This window comes from Nitrospira sp. CMX1 (assembly GCF_054902215.1).
Window position 1 is genome coordinate 1 of record NZ_JBUBKD010000061.1, and the last position, 17,478, is coordinate 17,478.

General features: G+C 55.9%; 10 protein-coding genes and 1 pseudogene. All 11 read left to right on the forward strand.

Translation table 11 applies throughout. The features are described 5' to 3' along the window. Nucleotides 1-3,492 (forward strand): putative Ig domain-containing protein (locus ACYX34_RS14570; protein WP_462077298.1); only part of this gene is annotated, 3,492 nt, incomplete at its 5' end. Between the two features lie 552 nt (nucleotides 3,493-4,044). Next, nucleotides 4,045-4,452: a hypothetical protein gene (locus tag ACYX34_RS14575; protein WP_462077299.1), complete on the forward strand. Its 408-nt coding sequence runs from the start codon at nucleotides 4,045-4,047 to the stop codon at nucleotides 4,450-4,452. A 304-nt stretch (nucleotides 4,453-4,756) separates the two neighbouring features. After that, complete coding sequence (locus tag ACYX34_RS14580; protein ID WP_462077300.1) at nucleotides 4,757-5,242, forward strand: hypothetical protein; 486 nt, start codon at nucleotides 4,757-4,759, stop codon at nucleotides 5,240-5,242. 522 nt (nucleotides 5,243-5,764) lie between these two features. Beyond that, a pseudogene (locus tag ACYX34_RS14585) lies at nucleotides 5,765-6,364 on the forward strand (class I SAM-dependent methyltransferase); the annotation flags it as partial. Nucleotides 6,365-7,130: 766 nt separating this feature from the next. Next, a complete protein-coding gene (locus ACYX34_RS14590; RefSeq protein WP_462077301.1) occupies nucleotides 7,131-9,002 on the forward strand; it encodes a di-heme-cytochrome C peroxidase in 1,872 nt (623 codons plus the stop codon). 260 nt (nucleotides 9,003-9,262) lie between these two features. Then, nucleotides 9,263-11,467 (forward strand): type I secretion system permease/ATPase, encoded by a 2,205-nt coding sequence (locus tag ACYX34_RS14595; RefSeq protein WP_462077302.1) that lies wholly within the window; start codon nucleotides 9,263-9,265, stop codon nucleotides 11,465-11,467. A 60-nt stretch (nucleotides 11,468-11,527) separates the two neighbouring features. Continuing rightward, complete coding sequence (locus tag ACYX34_RS14600; protein ID WP_462077303.1) at nucleotides 11,528-12,922, forward strand: HlyD family type I secretion periplasmic adaptor subunit; 1,395 nt, start codon at nucleotides 11,528-11,530, stop codon at nucleotides 12,920-12,922. Nucleotides 12,923-13,041: 119 nt separating this feature from the next. Further along, nucleotides 13,042-14,352 (forward strand): TolC family protein, encoded by a 1,311-nt coding sequence (locus tag ACYX34_RS14605; RefSeq protein WP_462077304.1) that lies wholly within the window; start codon nucleotides 13,042-13,044, stop codon nucleotides 14,350-14,352. 366 nt (nucleotides 14,353-14,718) lie between these two features. Next, a complete protein-coding gene (locus ACYX34_RS14610; protein WP_462077305.1) occupies nucleotides 14,719-15,804 on the forward strand; it encodes a sensor histidine kinase in 1,086 nt (361 codons plus the stop codon). Further along, on the forward strand, nucleotides 15,801-16,448 hold the full coding sequence (locus ACYX34_RS14615; protein ID WP_462077306.1) for a response regulator: 648 nt from the start codon (nucleotides 15,801-15,803) through the stop codon (nucleotides 16,446-16,448). The genes ACYX34_RS14610 and ACYX34_RS14615 overlap by 4 nt, the downstream gene beginning before the upstream one ends. A 255-nt stretch (nucleotides 16,449-16,703) precedes the next feature. Further along, nucleotides 16,704-17,478: bacterial ammonia monooxygenase, subunit AmoC (gene amoC / locus ACYX34_RS14620; protein WP_462077307.1), on the forward strand; the 775-nt coding region annotated here is incomplete at its 3' end.

A 17,478-nucleotide genomic window follows, 5' to 3' on the forward strand; every position in this document is an offset into this window, starting at 1 on the left:
GACAGTGTCCGATCGCTTGTCAGCTACACGCTGCCCGATCATGTGGAGAACTTGCGTGCCTTCGGTGCGGCCTCAGTCGCAACCGGTAATTCGCTGAACAATTTCTTGTTCGGTGAGACAGTCGATGGGAAGGCTGGAGATGACCTATTGAGCGGGACCCGCTACATCTTCGGAGTCGGATATGGGAAGGATACCATCGCAGACAGTACCACAGTGAATGAGTACGGTTCCAACAGCGAGAACGTTCATTTGCACAGCAACAATGTTGTGCAGTTTCTTGCCGATGTGTCGCCTCAGGACATCCGCTGGGAGCGTAGCGGAAACGATTTACTGCTCCGTATCGATGGAACCGGGGACACACTCGCGATGTCATCATTCTATACGGTGGCGTTCACCCAGGGGGACTACCTGTTTTCGCCGAATATTTACTTGCCGGAGAAGAGACTGGTCTCGAGCGGTAGCCCCTTCTATCTCGCACCTTCTCAGGTCGAGCGATTCGAGTTTGCCGATGGAACGGTCTGGGGTGCGGATTTCTTCGGCGGGACGATGATGGGCGACCATCACGCGAATCTCTATACGTTTGGGCGCGGAGCCGGGCACGACACGATCCTCGATTTTGACTTTACCTCCGAGCAGTCAGTGGATGTGCTGCGGATGGCAGATGGGGTGTCGCCCGGTGAGGTGGTTGCTGACCGTATCGGAGACAATCTGGTGCTCCACATCGCGGGTACGACAGATCAGCTGACAGTGCAGTCGCACTTTGCCGCGGTTTCCGTCCGGTTCCGGTTATTTTCCACGACCTGGAACGTCGATGCCTATCGGGTAGAACAAGTCCAGTTTGTTGATGGGACGACCTGGGATACGGCCGCCATCACTAATCAACTGACGAATCTGACCGGTACGGAGGTGCGTGACATTCTGCGTGGGAATGTTCGCGCTAATACCATCCAGGGGTTGGCGGGGAACGATTGGCTGGAGAGTTTTGACGGCGATGATGTGCTCGAGGGTGGGGTAGACAACGATACCCTGCTTGGTGGCTCGGGGGATGACACCTATGTGTTTAACCTCGGCGACGGCATCGATACGATCGAGGATACCGCGACGGGTGATGAACGCAACCGGATTCAGCTCGGGGCAGGGATTACTCAGCATGATCTTCTCTTCATGCGTAATGAATCGGCGAGGACTCTGACCATTCAAGTCGGCAGCAACGGGACTAACAAGCTGGTGCTGACCGATTTTGATCCAACCGAGGCATCAGGCTCATTGGTGGTCGAGACCGTGGTCTTTGCTGATGGGACGACGACCAATCTTGCCGATCTCTTCGGCACGCCGGTTAATCATCCGCCGACAGTCGCTCACCCTATGGATGATCGAACGGTCTTAGAGGATACGCTGTTGAGCATTCAGATTCCCGCCGACACCTTTGTCGATCCTGATGCACAGGATGTGTTGACGTACAGTGCGACATTGGTAGATGGGACAGCGTTGCCGGCTTGGCTCAGCTTTCATTCGACGACACGCACGTTCACGGGGACCCCGGACGATGCGCAAGTGGGAAGTCTCGATCTCAAAGTCATGGCGACGGATGCGGGAGGACTGAGTGCGACGAGTCTCTTCACCCTGACGGTACAGAACGTGAACGATGCGCCGACGATCGTGAATCCGCTGATCAATCAAACGACGCTGGAGGATGCGCGGCTCAGTATTCAAGTGCCGGCCAACATTTTTGCCGATGTGGATGCAGGGGATACGTTGACCTATAGCGCTGCGCTGACAGATGGAACGGCATTGCCGACGTGGCTGACATTTGATTCAGCCACTCGAACATTCAGCGGCACCCCAACGAACAGCGAGGTTGGCACACTCGATCTGGCCGTTACGACGACCGATGTCGGCGGGCTGAACGCCACAGGCGCTTTCACCCTCACCGTCCGGAACGTGAACGATGCACCGACCGTGGCCAATCTGATCGCCGATCAACAGGCCACACAAGGCACAGCCTTCAGCTTCCTTGTGCCGGGCAACGCCTTTGCCGATGTCGATGTCGGTGATGCGCTCACGTACCGTGTGACCTTGGCGAACGGCACGCCCTTGCCGACCTGGTTGAGCTTCAATGGGACCACCAGAACCTTCAGCGGTACGCCGGGCAGCGGTGATACGGGGGTGTTGACGATCAAAGTCACGGCGACCGATACGGGGACGCTCAGTGCATTCGATCTCTTTGATCTGAGAGTCAACAGCCTGGATCAAATGCTCACCGGAACAGCAGGCAGCGATGTGCTGACAGGTGGAGTCGGTAACGATCAGCTCGTTGGGCTAGCGGGAAACGATACCCTGAGCGGCGGGGAGGGAAACGATTTTCTCGATGGGGGTGCCGGAGCCGATTTCCTTCGCGGTGGGACGGGGAACGACACCTATGTGATCGATGCGGCGAGTGATGTCGTGACAGAGAATCTCAACGAAGGCACCGATATGGTACAGACTGGGCGTACTTACACGCTCGGCGCCAATGTCGAGAACCTGACGTTAACCGGCATCTTCGCCATCGCCGGTATCGGCAACCAACTCGACAACGTGCTCATCGGCAATAGTGCCGGCAATACCCTGATTGGTGGGGCTGGGAACGATACGCTGAATGGCGGGGCGGGAATCGATACCCTTATGGGTGGTAGCGGCAATGATACGTATCTCGTCGATGCGACCACCGATGTGGTCGCCGAGCTGGCGAATGAAGGGACTGATACTGTGCAGAGTACCGTGAGCGTTACCCTTGGTGCCAACGTTGAAAACCTCACACTCATGGGTACGGCCTCGATCAATGGGACCGGCAGTTCGGCGAATAACGTCTTGGTCGGCAACAGCGGCAACAACACCTTGGACGGCCTGTCCGGTGATGACACGATCACAGCCGGGGCCGGCGCCGACACGCTCTTGGGCCGCAGCGGCAACGATGTACTCAAGGGTGAAGATGGCACTGATACGCTTGACGGCGGGGCGGGCAACGACCAATTGTTTGGTGGGACAGGGAATGACATCATCACCGGCGGTAGCGGAGCGGATCAATTCACCGGAGGGGCCGGGAACGACACCTTGATCGGCAATTCCGGAAACGATCTCTACTATTTCTCACGGGGCGATGGTCAAGACACCATCATTGATTCCGATCCATTCCGGAGTAGTCAAGACAGAACGGTGTTTGGGGAGACGATCAATCCGCTCGATCTGATCATCAGTCGCCAGGCCAACGATCTGCGGCTGGCCGTGCATGGTTCAGCCGATCAGGTCACTATTAGAGACTGGTATCTCAGTCCCAATAGTCGCATTGAGACGGTGCAGGCCGGGAACGGTACGCTTTTGCTCAGTTCGCAGGTGGATCAGCTGATTCAAGCCATGGCCTCATTCACACAGCAGAGCGGCCTCACCTGGGATCAGGCGATCGATCAACGGCCGCAGGACGTGCAAGCCATTCTGGCAGCGAGTTGGCAGTAGACCGGAAAAGATGAATGGTGAGGCCAGAAGAGTGAGGGGGAGAACAAGAATGAGGGATTGGAGTAGACAGAGAGGTCAAGACGTGATCCCTTGCTATTTTCCATGATCACTCGTCCATGCCTATTCCAAGACCGTGCTTCTAGAGGTCTTGTTGGTGTTCAGACTACGATCAGATAAATGTATCTGCCTCCGTCACTTCGACTCGGCAGTGACTCAGGTCGCGGGTCAGCATGTTGTGTCGATGCAGCAAACGAGATGGATTCAACGGGGCGGATATCTGCAGGTATAAGTACATGCCGAAGCCTTCTATAAGGAACGGCGCAGTGGGTGTCGACCTTGGTCCGCCGGGGAGGGCGGATGAGTCTGTGTTGCCGTGTCATGTAGTCTCCGTCTTCCTCGCTCTCCCTCTGAGTAGCTCTGATCTCATGTGAGTGTTTCAACTTAGGACAGGTTCTGTCGCTTATCCCTGGATCCTTTTCGATTCATGGTGAATCTGAAAAGGTACGGATCAAAAAGGATTCAGTTTGCATCTCTCCGAGATACTCCTATCTTGTGGATGATCCCGTCACGAAGGTCAACGGGGGCTTAGGGTTAGATCTCGGCAGAATGATTACGCTGGTCAACGGCATTACGATCCCAACCTTCAGCGATTTGGCGGCTCGCCTCTTGCATACCTTCTTCGTTATCACGGGCCAGACGAATTGGAAGGATTACACCAAGCCCTCGTGGCAACCGGCCTTTCCGGCAGTTCCGGTGATTGTGTACGATGTGAAAGGGAAGAGGACGAATGTCCCGGATCTGTCTGCCGTGCTTGGGGTTGGGACAGTCGATCTCACAACTCCGGAAAACAAATTATTCAATCCGACAATACCGGCGGTGGGTGAAATCTGGGTCAATACCCAGTTTGAATTGACGGCGGGGAAGTCAAAGCCGGCGACGGCGATCCGAGCGATACCATAGTGGCTGGGCGCGTGTTGCTTGCCGGGTCAGGGTCGGCCGTGCAGGACGATACGGTGATCGGCAATGTGGGTATGGGTGGATAGGGCATCCTGCCGGTTCCGATCGCCTACAATGGCTGAGTGCAGCAATGGGTTGCGAATTGTACGACCTCTGATTGTAATGCCTGGAAGGGCCCGGGCGGGACGTGGGACAGGAGCTGTGGGGATATCTGCGAGACTGCGTGACGGCTGTATAATGGACCACATCATGAGTCCGGAACGGATGGGGTTGCTCATGGGCTGGTTCGAAAAAGGAAAGAATGCATATGGTGAGATGGACGGCGGCGAAAGAAGGCTGGAGTGTGCAGTGGCTGGTGGTCGGTTGCCTGTTGCTGGCCGGAACGGGTGGGTGCGGCTCGCCGGCTTCCGATAAACCGGCCAGCGTGGAGCTGCGCGCGGGAAATGGCAAGCCGGAAGGCCACACCGTGACGGTTCCGCCGCCAGCCGGGAAATCAGCACAGGCCGATCCAGCACCGACGAAGGTGGTCGGCTCAACTGGCGTAACCCCGTCACCGACGGCGATATCGCGGGACGACGACGACCGGCTCAATATCCCTGACACCGTTGCCAAGGATCTTGGCTCTTCGGATGCCCGCGACCGGTATCGCGCGTTGGACTACTGGGAGAAAAAAGACAGCAAGGCACCGATTGATCCGGTTTATGACGCGATGGAGGATGATGATCCAGCGGTACGGGCCAAAGCTGCCGCAATTCTGAAGCAGTACATGGAAACGGAGGAGGAGAGAGAGTAAGGAGCGCGGACCCTAACAGGTGGTCAGTCGTAGAGAGAACGAACCGGCCCACCTCAGTGGGTGCGAGGGTCGTGTGTATTGGGAAGTGTTTCAAGTCAGGGTGTCGGATATTTCAACCCGCTGGAGAACCGTCTGCTTGCTTCTCAGAGAAAGGTAAGAGTGGTCGCTTATCTCAACTGCTCCAGTCATATAGACCGCAGCTTCTCGTGCCTGCGCGTGGGACTCATCGTATTTGCAGCAGGGTTGCGGAACGACCCACCAGATGCTCATCCAAAGGTATCCGATCGTAATTTATTCGCATGCACTCAACCAATGTCGCCCGCAACTGGAGACCCCAATGACCGCACACCGTGATCAACAGCACCAGGCAGAGGTCGTGAAGCAGTTCACGCAGCAGGCCGTCCCGTTCGCACGCCTCCCCGGACATCTGACCGCGATCCAGAGCCTGATAGCGCTGAGCCAGATGACAGGCGAAGATCATGTGCTGGATGTGGCCTGTGGCCCCGGGCTGGTCGCCTGTGAATGTGCCAAGGTCGCGAAGTTCGTAACAGGAATTGATGTGACGGCGCACATGCTCGACCAGGCACACAGCCGACAACGAGACATGGGGCTGACGAATCTCTCCTGGGATCTCGGCACCGTCTCTCCCTACCCTATGCCTCCAATGCGTTTTCTGTCGTCCTGACCCGATACAGTTTCCATCACTTCCTCGATCCTCGGGCGGTGTTGGCGGAAATGATTCGTGTGTGCCAACCCGGCGGCGTGGTGTTGATCGCCGACGTTGGGTTACCCGCCGACAAGGTCGAGGCCTACAATCGTGTCGAGAAGCTCCGTGATCCCTCCCATGCACAGGCCTTGTCGCATGAGGCCTGGGACGCGCTGCTGGCAAGCTCCGGATTGCAGAACCTTCATCAGAGCGGCTACACCGTCGAGATGGAACTGGAGCAACAACTCACGGCTTCATGTCCGAATCCTGGCGATGCGGAGACCATCCGGGAGATCTTTCGAAACGACCTCGGCGTCGATGCCTTGGGAGTGGGAGCCCATCTGGAGGGCCAAGCCATTCACTTCTCGTATCCCATCTCCGTGTATGTGGGATACAAATCTGAAGACGAAGGATGACGGGGCAGGGTTTCTGCCATGTGCTCAGCGAGTTGGTCGTGGGTAAACGGCCTGGCTCCCGGCGAGAGAGGACTCATGATTAAAAGGATCGGAGTCTTTGTCGATTATCTGTGTGCTGACCCGTGTGTGTCCTAGCGGACGACACCCCCCATCACCTATTATGTAGACTCATGACCCAGTATGAATACAGAATGGGCCGTTCTTGTGCGTGTGTTTGATCTGAATACTGTTACGACTGCAAGAAGGCATTGCTCCGATAAGTCACCTACTGTGCATCTACCTCGATCCTCGAAAATATTTGGCCGTCAGGCGGCGCTATCCTAAGATGGCTGCGATACAAATGTATCCGACCCTTACTTACTGCAGTGGATCAAGGTCGGACAGGATCATGGCCAAACTGATGTGAGCCCACACAGAAGTGTGGCTAGTTCCTGCTGCTCTCCGTGCCCGTTTTTTGAGGTGTCGGCTAACGACATCACCTACCTCATTGGGCTGATGATACGTATCTAAAAGGATACGAGTTTGAATAATTTTGGATTCATAAGTAAACAATACCGGACTTGAGAATAACTAAAATGTCCTTGGAATACCAGGCGTTTGTGTCTCTATCGTATCTGGCACAACAAGTGCTTTATAACCTCAGGAGAGTCGAACATCAGAGTATGGGAGGTGAGGTGAGGCGATTCACTTTTCCCCTGCAGATCAATGCCCTCACGAGTTGGTGGGGGAAATAATGAGAAGCGGGTCGCGGAACAGAGGTGCAAATATGAAAAACCTTGCTGCAGTGCTCATCTCGTTTGTAGCGTCGTCAATAAGTGGTTGTTCCGGGATCGCCGCGTTGTTTCCTCCGGATGTCCCCAAAGCCCCTCTGATCAAGGAAGTCCGCTGGCTTGAGCAGAACTGGTCTCCCGAAGAGCGATTCTGGTTCCATCATGTTTCCCAAGGAACCTCTACATTGCCATTACCATATGCGTGGTTTCTTGCCATAGAGCAACCTGAGTTATCATTGTTTGGAACACCCGGCCTGTTGTCAAACTCGGACTACCTCCGGCGTTTCGGCTTTATTCCAAGTCCCACGCATGCCGGTGTAGCAACTGCACACCCGTACACTCGCTCGGACTTTTACGGCAACCCCGACGGCTTGCCGGTGGGATTCAGCAAGACGCCTAGCTATCCTAATCCGGCCACCGGCGAGATGTTGCCCGACCAAATCGGGTTCACCTGTGCTGCTTGTCATACGGGGCAGATGGAATACAGAGGAACCAATATTCGGATCGACGGAGCGCCGGCCGTAACCGATCTGGGAAAATTTCGCACCACGCTCGGGCTCGCATTGGCATACACTAACTATGTGCCTGGTCGATTTGAGAGATTCGCCCGACGGGTTCTGGGTGAGAATCATACAGCGGAGAAAAAAGCGGAGCTGGAAGCTCAGCTCAAGCAATTGCTATCTCGATTACAACAATTTAAGAAATTGACAGACGCAGCTGAACATCAGGGTGTCGAGGAAGGATTCGCCCGTCTCGATGCGTTGAATCGAATCGGGAATCAAGTGTTCTTCAGCGATTTACTCAACGCAAAGGCACAGGGCTTTGATGCCACGCCAAACTTGGCCGTCCATAGTGCACCGGTGAATTTCCCCCATATTTGGAACACCCATTGGTTTACGTGGGTCCAATACGATGCTTCCATCATGCAGCCGATGTTCCGCAACGCGGGCGAAGCACTCGGTGTTACAGCCATGATCAATCTCGTCAATCCGAATGGGACCCTATACAAATCTTCGGTTGCCGTTCGAGAATTGTATGAGGTCGAGCAATTGCTGGCCGGGGCACCTCCCCATTCCAGCCAGCCTGGTTTCAACGGACTCCGCTCCCCAGCTTGGCCAGAGGATATTTTGGGGGCGATCGATTCAGGACGCACGGAACGTGGTCGCGTCCTCTACAAAGATCTGTGCCAGGGCTGTCACCTTGCGCCGGTGAACGAACCTGCATTTTGGGAGGACCACCGCTGGCAAGCTCCGAACGCGGTGGGAGAACAATATCTCAAATTAGTTGAAATTCCCGTGAGAATCATTGGGACCGATCCAGCACAAGCAGCAGTTTTGCATACGCGCAAGGTCACGCTGCCACCGTACCTTGGCCTTGACGGAACTTCCGATGCTGGCGGAACCGTGGTCACGAATACGTTTGGAGCGGCACTCGCAGCTGTGGTCGAGCGATCGGTCAACGTGTGGTACGACGAGCACAAGCTTTCACCATCCGATCGTGATCGGTTCAATGGTCATCGTCCGAATCTGCTCCAAGCCAAAGAAATCTATAAAGCCCGTCCGCTCAACGGCATTTGGGCGACTCCACCATTCCTCCATAATGGTTCGGTGCCGACCATCTACTCGCTCCTCTCGCCTGTCGAAGAGCGCCCCAAGACCTTTTGTTTAGGTAACCGGGAGTATGATCCTGAACAGATGGGGTATCACACTGAGTGCTCGACCGGGATGTTCCAACTCGATACATCCATCGACGGCAATCACAATACTGGTCACGAATTCAGGAACGGGCCGAGGGGGCAGGGTGTAATCGGTCGCGGGCTTAGCCATGAGGAGCGGCTTGACCTGCTTGAGTTTCTCAAACGTCTGTAAGCGGAAACAAATGGTACGGAAGTCTTAAAAGATATCAGCAACGTTTGACCGTTGCGCGTCTCAGTGAATGCATAATCCATCGCCGATGTGGGCCTAAGTCTTAGTATGAAAGTAAACATGAGTCGCGCTTGTGTCGTGTGCTCCATCTGAGTGCTTTTTGAACTGCAAGAAAATATGGCTCAGCTAAATCACCTACTGTACATCTGTCCCAATCCTCGAAAACGTTTGGCCATCAGGCGGCGCTATCCTAAGATGGCGGGATGTCAGCCAATGCCGCGCGGGTTCCCTCCTATCCACCGGATATCGGACGTTCTGCCAGTTTTCCAGTCGAGACCGATACCGGACTGATCTGCCTCCTTATTCTTGCGCGATTTCATGACCTCCCCGCTGATGGCGCCCAGCTTCGGCATCAGTTTGCGCAGTCCGGACAGGTGCTCTCCGATACGGATCTGCTCCGTGCTGCCAAACATCTGGGCATGAAAGCCGGGCTGGTCAAGACCACATGGAACAGACTACCCGGGACACCGTTACCGGCTTTGGCCAAGCGAGCGGATGGGCGCTACCTCGTCTTAGCTAAACTCGAAGGGGAGAAGGTGCTGGTCCAAGATCCCGTCGAAGGGCGCCCCCTGGTGTTCGCTCGAGAACAGTTCGAAGGAATCTGGACCGGCGAATTGTTGCTCTTCACGAAGCGGGCCAATATCCGTCTCCAAGACCTGAAGTTCGATTTCACCTGGTTCATCCCTGCGATCGTCAAGTACCGAAAACTTTTCGGCGAAGTCCTGATCGCCTCATTCTTTCTCCAGCTCTTTGCCCTCGTGACGCCGCTCTTTACCCAAGTGATCATCGATAAGGTGCTGGTGCATAAGGGGTTTACCACGCTCCATGTGTTGGCCATCGGGATGATCGTGCTGGCGATCTTTGAGGCACTCTTGGGCGGGCTTCGTTCCTATCTGTTTGCCCATACGACAAATCGGATTGATGTCAGCCTGGGCGCACAACTCTTTCGCCATGTCTTGGCGCTTCCTCTTTCCTATTTTGAAGCGAGGCGCATCGGCGATACGGTGGCACGGGTCAGGGAGTTAGAGCAAATCCGTCAATTCTTGACCAGCCATTCGGTCACTGTGGTGCTCGACGTCTTCTTTACCGTCGTTTTTCTGACCGTGATGTGGTTCTACAGTCCGACACTCACCCTTGTGGTGATGGCGTCGTTGCCGATCTATGCGTTGTTGTCCGTGGCGATTACCCCGGCGATTCGTGCTCGGTTGCATGAGAAGTTCAACCGCGGCGCTGAGAACCAGGCCTTCTTGGTGGAAGCGGTCAGCGGGATTCAGACCGTGAAGGCCCTGGCGGTGGAGCCGCCGCTGATGCGGAAATGGGAGGAGCAGCTGGCGGGCTATGTGCAAGCGAGTTTCCGTGCGACGAGCTTGATGACGATCGCTGGGCAGTCTGCCACGTGCGTGCAGAAAGTTACCACAGTGGCTGTGCTATGGCTGGGAGCCTATCGTGTGATCGGCGGCGACCTCAGCATCGGGCAATTGATTGCCTTCACCATGCTGTCGGCCCAGGTGACGGGACCGCTCCTCCGTCTGGTGAATCTCTGGCAGGAGTTTCAGCAGGTCGGTATTTCAATCGAGCGTCTGGGTGATGTACTCAACACGCCGCCGGAGCCGTCGTACAACCCGAACAGGACGACGCTGCCGCAGGTCACAGGGCAGGTGCAATTTGACGAGGTCACATTTCGGTATCGACATGATGGGCCGGAGGTCGTTCGCAAACTGTCCTGTGTCATTGAGCCTGGCCGGATGATCGGGATCGTCGGGCGCTCAGGGTCCGGGAAAAGCACGATCGCGAAGCTACTGCAGCGGCTCTATGTGCCGGAGCGAGGACGGATCCTCGTCGACGGCGTCGATCTTGCTCAGGTTGACCCCGCCTGGTTGCGAAGACAAGTAGGTGTGGTGCTGCAAGAGAACTTCCTGTTCAACGGTTCAGTGCGGAGCAATATCGCGCTGACCGATCCCGGCCTGTCGATGGAGCAAGTGATTCAAGCGGCGAAGTTGGCTGGCGCCCATGAGTTTATCCTGGAATTATCGGACGGCTACGACACGGTGCTCGGCGAGCATGGGTGTACCTTGTCGGGCGGGCAGCGCCAGCGGATTGCCATCGCCAGGGCTTTGGTCGCGAACCCCCGTATTCTGATTTTCGATGAGGCCACCAGTGCCCTCGACTATGAGTCTGAAGCGGTGATTCAGCGGAACATGGCGGAGATTGCCAAGGGACGGACGGTCGTGGTGATCGCCCATCGGCTGAGCACGGTGCGGCCGGCCCATCGCATCTATGTCGTCGAACGGGGCGAGATTGTCGAGCAGGGGTCGCATGACCAACTGCTCGGCCTCGGTGGATTGTACGCGCGGTTGCATAAGTATCAAAGCGGCGAGGGACCAATCGAGATGAAAAGTAAGGAGTGAAGCGATGGGCTGTTTCTCGTAACCCGTAACTTGAAACCTGAACCGCAACGCTGAGGTGGCATGGTGTTCGGTACGCTCTCACGACAGTGGACGGTGTGGAAGGCGGCTTGGCAGGCTGAATCACGCCAGCCCTCCGGCATCGTCGCCCCGAGTGGACGGGCTTCGGAATTCCTTCCGGCGGTCTTGGAACTCCAGCACGCTCCTCCCTCGCCGATCGGGCGCGCGCTCATCTGGACGATTGTGTCGGCCTTCACAGCGGCTGTGTTGTGGGCCTCATTCGGCTGGATCGACATTGTCGCGACCGCGCAGGGCAAGATCATTCCCAGCGGCTATTCCAAGATCATCCAACCCTATGAAACCGGCGTGATTGCCGCCATTCATGTGCAGGATGGGCAAGTGGTGAAGCAAGGCGATCTACTGATCGAGTTGGATGCCACGCTCAATCGTGCCGATCAGGATCGTGCCTCACACGAACAGCGTGCAGCGAAAGTAGAAGCGGCCCGGTTGCGGGCCCTGATAAAGGGGCAGGCCGTCTTCGACGCTCCTGCCGATGCCGACCACACCTATGTCTTGCTGCAGCAACAGTTGTTACGTGATCAGTTGGCGGAGTATCAGGCCAAGGTGGCCGCGGCACAGCACCTCGTGGATCAGCGCCGGGCGGCGGTCGAGCAAACCCATGAGAATATTCTCCGTTTGGAAGCCACGGTGCCGATGGAGGTCGAGCGGGCTGAGGCCTACAAGAAGTTGTTGGACCATGAGGCCGTCACCAAAATGGATTTTCTCCAGGCCGAGGGGCAACGGATCGACAAGGCGCAGGAGTTGGCCGCACAGAAAAAGAAGTTGGTCCAAGATCGGGCCGCGCTCGCAGAGGCTGCACAACACTATCGAGCCATGGTGTCGGAATTCCAACAGAACAAGCAGGCCGAACTGTCCGTTCTGGAAACCAAGACGGCCTCGCTCGCACAGGAAGTGACAAAGGCTGGTCAAAAGGCCGGGTTGCAGCGACTGATGTCCCCGATCGACGGGGTGATACAGCAGCTCGCCGTCCATACGGTCGGCGGCGTCGTGACACCGGCTCAGCAGCTGCTCATTATCGTGCCACGTGAGCATCCCGTGGAGATTGAGGCTCAGGTGGAAAATAAGGACGTCGGGTTTGTGAAAGAAGGGCAGCCGGTCGAGATCAAAGTCGAAACGTTTCCGTTCACCTTATATGGGACTATTCCTGGCCATGTGCTGACGGTTTCCGACGATGCCGCTTCCATTGAAAAGGTCGGGCTCGTCTATCCCACCAGAGTCAGTATGGAGCGATCCACGATCCACGTCGAAGGCAAGCAGGTGAATCTTTCTCCGGGGATGGCGGTGACGGTCGAGATCAAGACCGGGCAGCGCCGGATCATCGAGTACCTGCTGAGCCCATTACTCAAATCGGTAAAAGAAAGTCTGAGGGAGCGCTAGGAAGGGATGTATGCCATGAGGCGTAGAGGGGAGAAGTGAAACGTGAGAGGTGAACGGTGAAGGGTGAGCGGGGAGCACAAGAGAAGCTGTGTCTCCGTGATCGGTGTGGAGTGGTTGGTATGCTCCTCCTCACGCTTGTGGCCACGATGAGTGCGGCGTGGGCTGCTGATGAGGGGAACCGTAGTCCTTCGACGTCTGTGCCAATGTTATCCTTAACGTTACGTGGCGCGTTGACGGCTGCGGCTGACAACAATCCCGATGTGTTGCTGTACAAGGAACGGGTTCAAGAAGCGAAAGGCCAGGTGCAGACACAGTTGGGAGCCATGCTGCCTAATCTGTCCGCCGATGTTCGGCAGAACAGACGGACGCAATTTCTTGGCACCATCGGCCTCTCTCCTGTGCGCACGGATCCCTTCAGCATTTTCGATGCTCGGGTCAGCGCGACGCAAAACCTGTTCAGTCTCAGCTTGATTCAACGATGGCGGGCATCGCGCGAGTCGCTCCATGTCACGGAGCAGGAGTCGGAAGCCAAAAAGCTCGATACGATGGCCACCGTGGCCTTGGCGTACATGGAGGGCTTAAAAGCCATGGCTACGATCAAGGCACATGAGTCGAACCAGCAGATCATGCAAGAGTTACTTGAGACTGTGAGGCAGCGGCAGCGCGGGGGGCTGGCCACAGGGCTCGAGATTGCACGATTGGAAGCACAACTGGCGGCGGAGCGGCAGCAGAACTCCTCGGCACGATATGAGCTCGATCACGCCAAACTGAGCCTGATCAATCTGCTGGCGTTACCGGCGAATAGTGTTGTGGCACTGACCGACGAGTGGCCCTCAACTGTGCCAGAGGTTCCATTGTCGCAGCAAGCTATTGAAGACGCGCTTGGTCAACGTCCAGAGGTTGGTGCGCAGTACACCCGCGTGAGAGCATCCGAATTAACCTATGCTGCTATGACTGGGGAACGGGTGCCATCACTAGTGGCACAGGGCGATTATGGGCTCGTCGGCAACCGCTGGAACAATACCCTCGATACGTATAGCATGGCGTTGATTCTTCAGATTCCCATCTTTGATGGCGCACAACGTGAGGGCCGCATTGCGCAGGCGCGAAGTCAGTGGCAACAGGAAGCCCTCCGGATGAAGTCGGTGCTCAACCACGTCACCATGGAAGTCCAGGATGCACTGGCGTCATTGACTGCAGCCAAAGAACAGGTAGGGATCGCCCAAGCCGGTCTCCAGATGGCGACAAAAGAGCTCGATTTGGCTCGGGAGCGCTATGTCGTCATCACTTCCGCGAGCCACTTTGAACTGACCAATGGACTCTCTGCTGTCGCCCGTGCGAGAGAAAACCTCGTGAATGCCATCTTTCAACTCAACGCCGCCCGCATCAATCTTGCCCGATCGACCGGGAGTCTGATGTCGCTGAATTAGCCGCTCGTTGTCTGACTGACACTCATTGTATAAGCTGGTAGTTGTAGTCAGGGCGTGTATTGTTTTCAGCTAAGGCCTTGCCACATTCGAAAACGGTCTTGTTGGCGTGGAATCATGAGCGTGCTCGCTCGTTCTAACGGTGTACTTGTCGCCCCTGTGACGATAGATATGAGGGTATTTGTGCAATCAAATAGACAGGCGAAGACGAAGCTGGATCATACAGAAAGAGGGTATGATTAGGCGATCATACGAAGGCACAGTTCGAGAGTTGTTCCTGTCGGCACTCTGGTATGCACTGAGAAGTTGCATCGGTGTCTTGATTGATCGACCTCCCAAGGAGGATAATTTGGAGAGGAGGGGTGGTCTATGTCTGTATCCCGAGTTCGAGCGGGAATTCTTGCCGCCGGCATTGCTGCACTGCTCCTCCATTTCCCTGCTGAAGGTGCACGGTATTTTCTGTCTCTCGTTCCTCATCAACTATCGACGCCCTTTGAGTTGGAAACCCTTGCGTCGTTAGCACCTGAGACGGTCACCGCTTTCTCACCTCGTGACTCTGATGAATCCGTGTGGAAAGCCGTCAGCACTCGAGTTTTTGGCATGGCACTGATCGGACTGCCGATTTGGTATTTCCTGCAACGTCGGGAGCGTGAAGAAGAGCTTCAGCGGCTCGATGAAGGGTGGGCCGCACGCTTGCATGCACGTAGCGAAGAGCTCATGGCCGTCAACAACGCGCTCGTCAGTGAAGTCTCGAAGCGAATTGATACGGAACAGTCTCTGGAGGCCAACCGACGAGATCTTCGTCTTCTTGCATCCCAACTCCTTCGCCTTCAAGAAGAGGAACGACGACGGATCTCGCGCGATCTGCACGACGATATCAATCAACGACTGGCGCTCTTGTCGATCGACATTGAAATGCTGGAACGGCAGCTCTCAACTGCAGCCGTCGGGACGGTCCGTACGGTTCGTAGCATTCAGAATCGTATTGTCGAACTATCCGAAAGTGTACGCCGCCTCGCCTATCAGTTTCATCCCTCCATCCTCGATGATCTGGGCTTGTCCATTGCGCTCCGACGCCTCATTGATGATTTTCAGGCCCGTACCGGTCTTGATGCCCGTTTCATCAGCAAAGACATCCCGCAGCATCTGGCGCAGGATGTTGTCACGTGCCTGTATCGTGTCACTCAGGAAGGGTTGGCAAATATTGCTCGTCATGCGAAGGCAAAAACCGTGCGAGTAGAGCTGATCCGGGTGCGGGATGGGCTGCGCCTTATGATACACGATGATGGAGTAGGATTTGATGTGAATCCTGATGATGGTCGGCGAGGAAGTCTCGGGTTGTTGAGTATGAAGGAACGAGTCTCCTTAGTTGTCGGGTCTTTCACGATAGACTCGACACCGGGGGCAGGCACACGGATCTGTGCCTGGGTGCCCCTGAAACAGGAGCGTGTATGAGCAAGCCTCGCGTACTCTTAGCGGATGATCACGCGTTGGTGCTGGAAGGGTTCAGAAAGCTGCTGGAAGAGCATTGTCAGGTCGTAGGTTCCGTAGAGGATGGTCGTGCATTGCTTGATGCGGCGAAACGCTTGCAGCCGGACATTGTCGTTTTGGATATTTCAATGCCCAAACTGAATGGTCTTGATGCAGCCCGTCGGTTGCGAAAGATGATTCCCCAACCACGATTGATTTTTGTGACGGTTCATGCGGATCAGGACTATGTCACTCAAGCCTTCAAGGCTGGCGCCTCAGCCTACTTGCTGAAACGGTCGGCAGGATCCGAGCTCTTACAGGCCATTGATGCGGTGAAGAACGACAATTATTATATTACGTCGTTGATTGCCAAGGATCTGGTCCAAGCCGCCATCGCCGACACGGCGTCGGGGGGTGGCGGCCAGGATCGCTTGCCGATACGCCAGCGAGAGATCTTACAGCTTGTAGCTGAGGGGTTGACGCTCAAGGAAATCGCGTCAACACTCGGGCTCTCTCCTAAGACGGTTGAGTATCACAAGGCCAAGCTGATGGAGCAGCTTGGCCTCCATACCACTGCCGAACTAACAAAATACGCACTCGCCCACGGTCTCACGCCCTCATCTGAGTAGCAGTCTGTTGTTCTTAATTTCTTCCTGCATTCTTTCCAAGGGATTTTCCCTCACGACTTTAGGCATGTGCCTCATGGTACAAGCGGTGGAGTCTTGCTAAGAATACGATAGGCCGATGGTGGATTCTGCGAAAGGAGGTATGTGGTGGCACCACCCTTGTGAAGGAGACCTGAGCTGGTGGTGATCGTGATACATCGGATCGCTGCCTTCAACAATCGGTATGCCATCGAAAAAGTATCGGCCTACGGATTTGAAATGATCCAACAAGGAGGTTCTGTCATGGCAGCATCAAGCGAGCGGGGATATGATGTGTCGCAGTGGTACGATTCGAAGCCGGTGAAGATCGGCTGGTTTGCGATGTTGGCGATCGGGGTGTTTTGGGTGGTGTATCAGCGGACCTTCGGGTATTCGCACGGGTTGGATTCGATGACCCCGGAGTTTGAGTCGGTGTGGATGGGGCTGTGGCGGTTTAACATTGTGGCCAATGCCCTGTTCTTTGCCACCTCGATCGGGTGGATCTGGGTGACGCGGGATCGGAACCTGGCGAACCTGGACCCGAAGTTGGAGCTGAAGCGGTACTTTTACTGGATGGGGTGGTTGGTGTGCTACATCTGGGGCGTGTACTACGCGGGGAGCTACACGTTGGAGCAGGATGCGGCGTGGCACCAAGTGATCATCCGGGACACGAGCTTTACGGCGAGCCACATTGTGGCGTTCTACGGGACGTTCCCGTTGTACATTACGTGCGGCGTGTCGAGCTACCTGTATGCGCAGACGCGGTTACCGCTGTACAGCCAGGCGACGTCGTTTCCGTTGGTGGCGGCGGTGGTGGGGCCGATGTTCATTCTGCCGAACGTGGGACTCAACGAGTGGGGCCATGCGTTCTGGTTTGTGGATGAGCTGTTTGCGGCACCGTTGCACTGGGGCTTCGTGACGTTAGGGTGGTGTGGGTTGTTCGGAGCGGCGGGCGGGGTGGCGGCGCAGATCGTGAGCCGGATGTCGAATCTGGCGGACGTGATCTGGAACAACG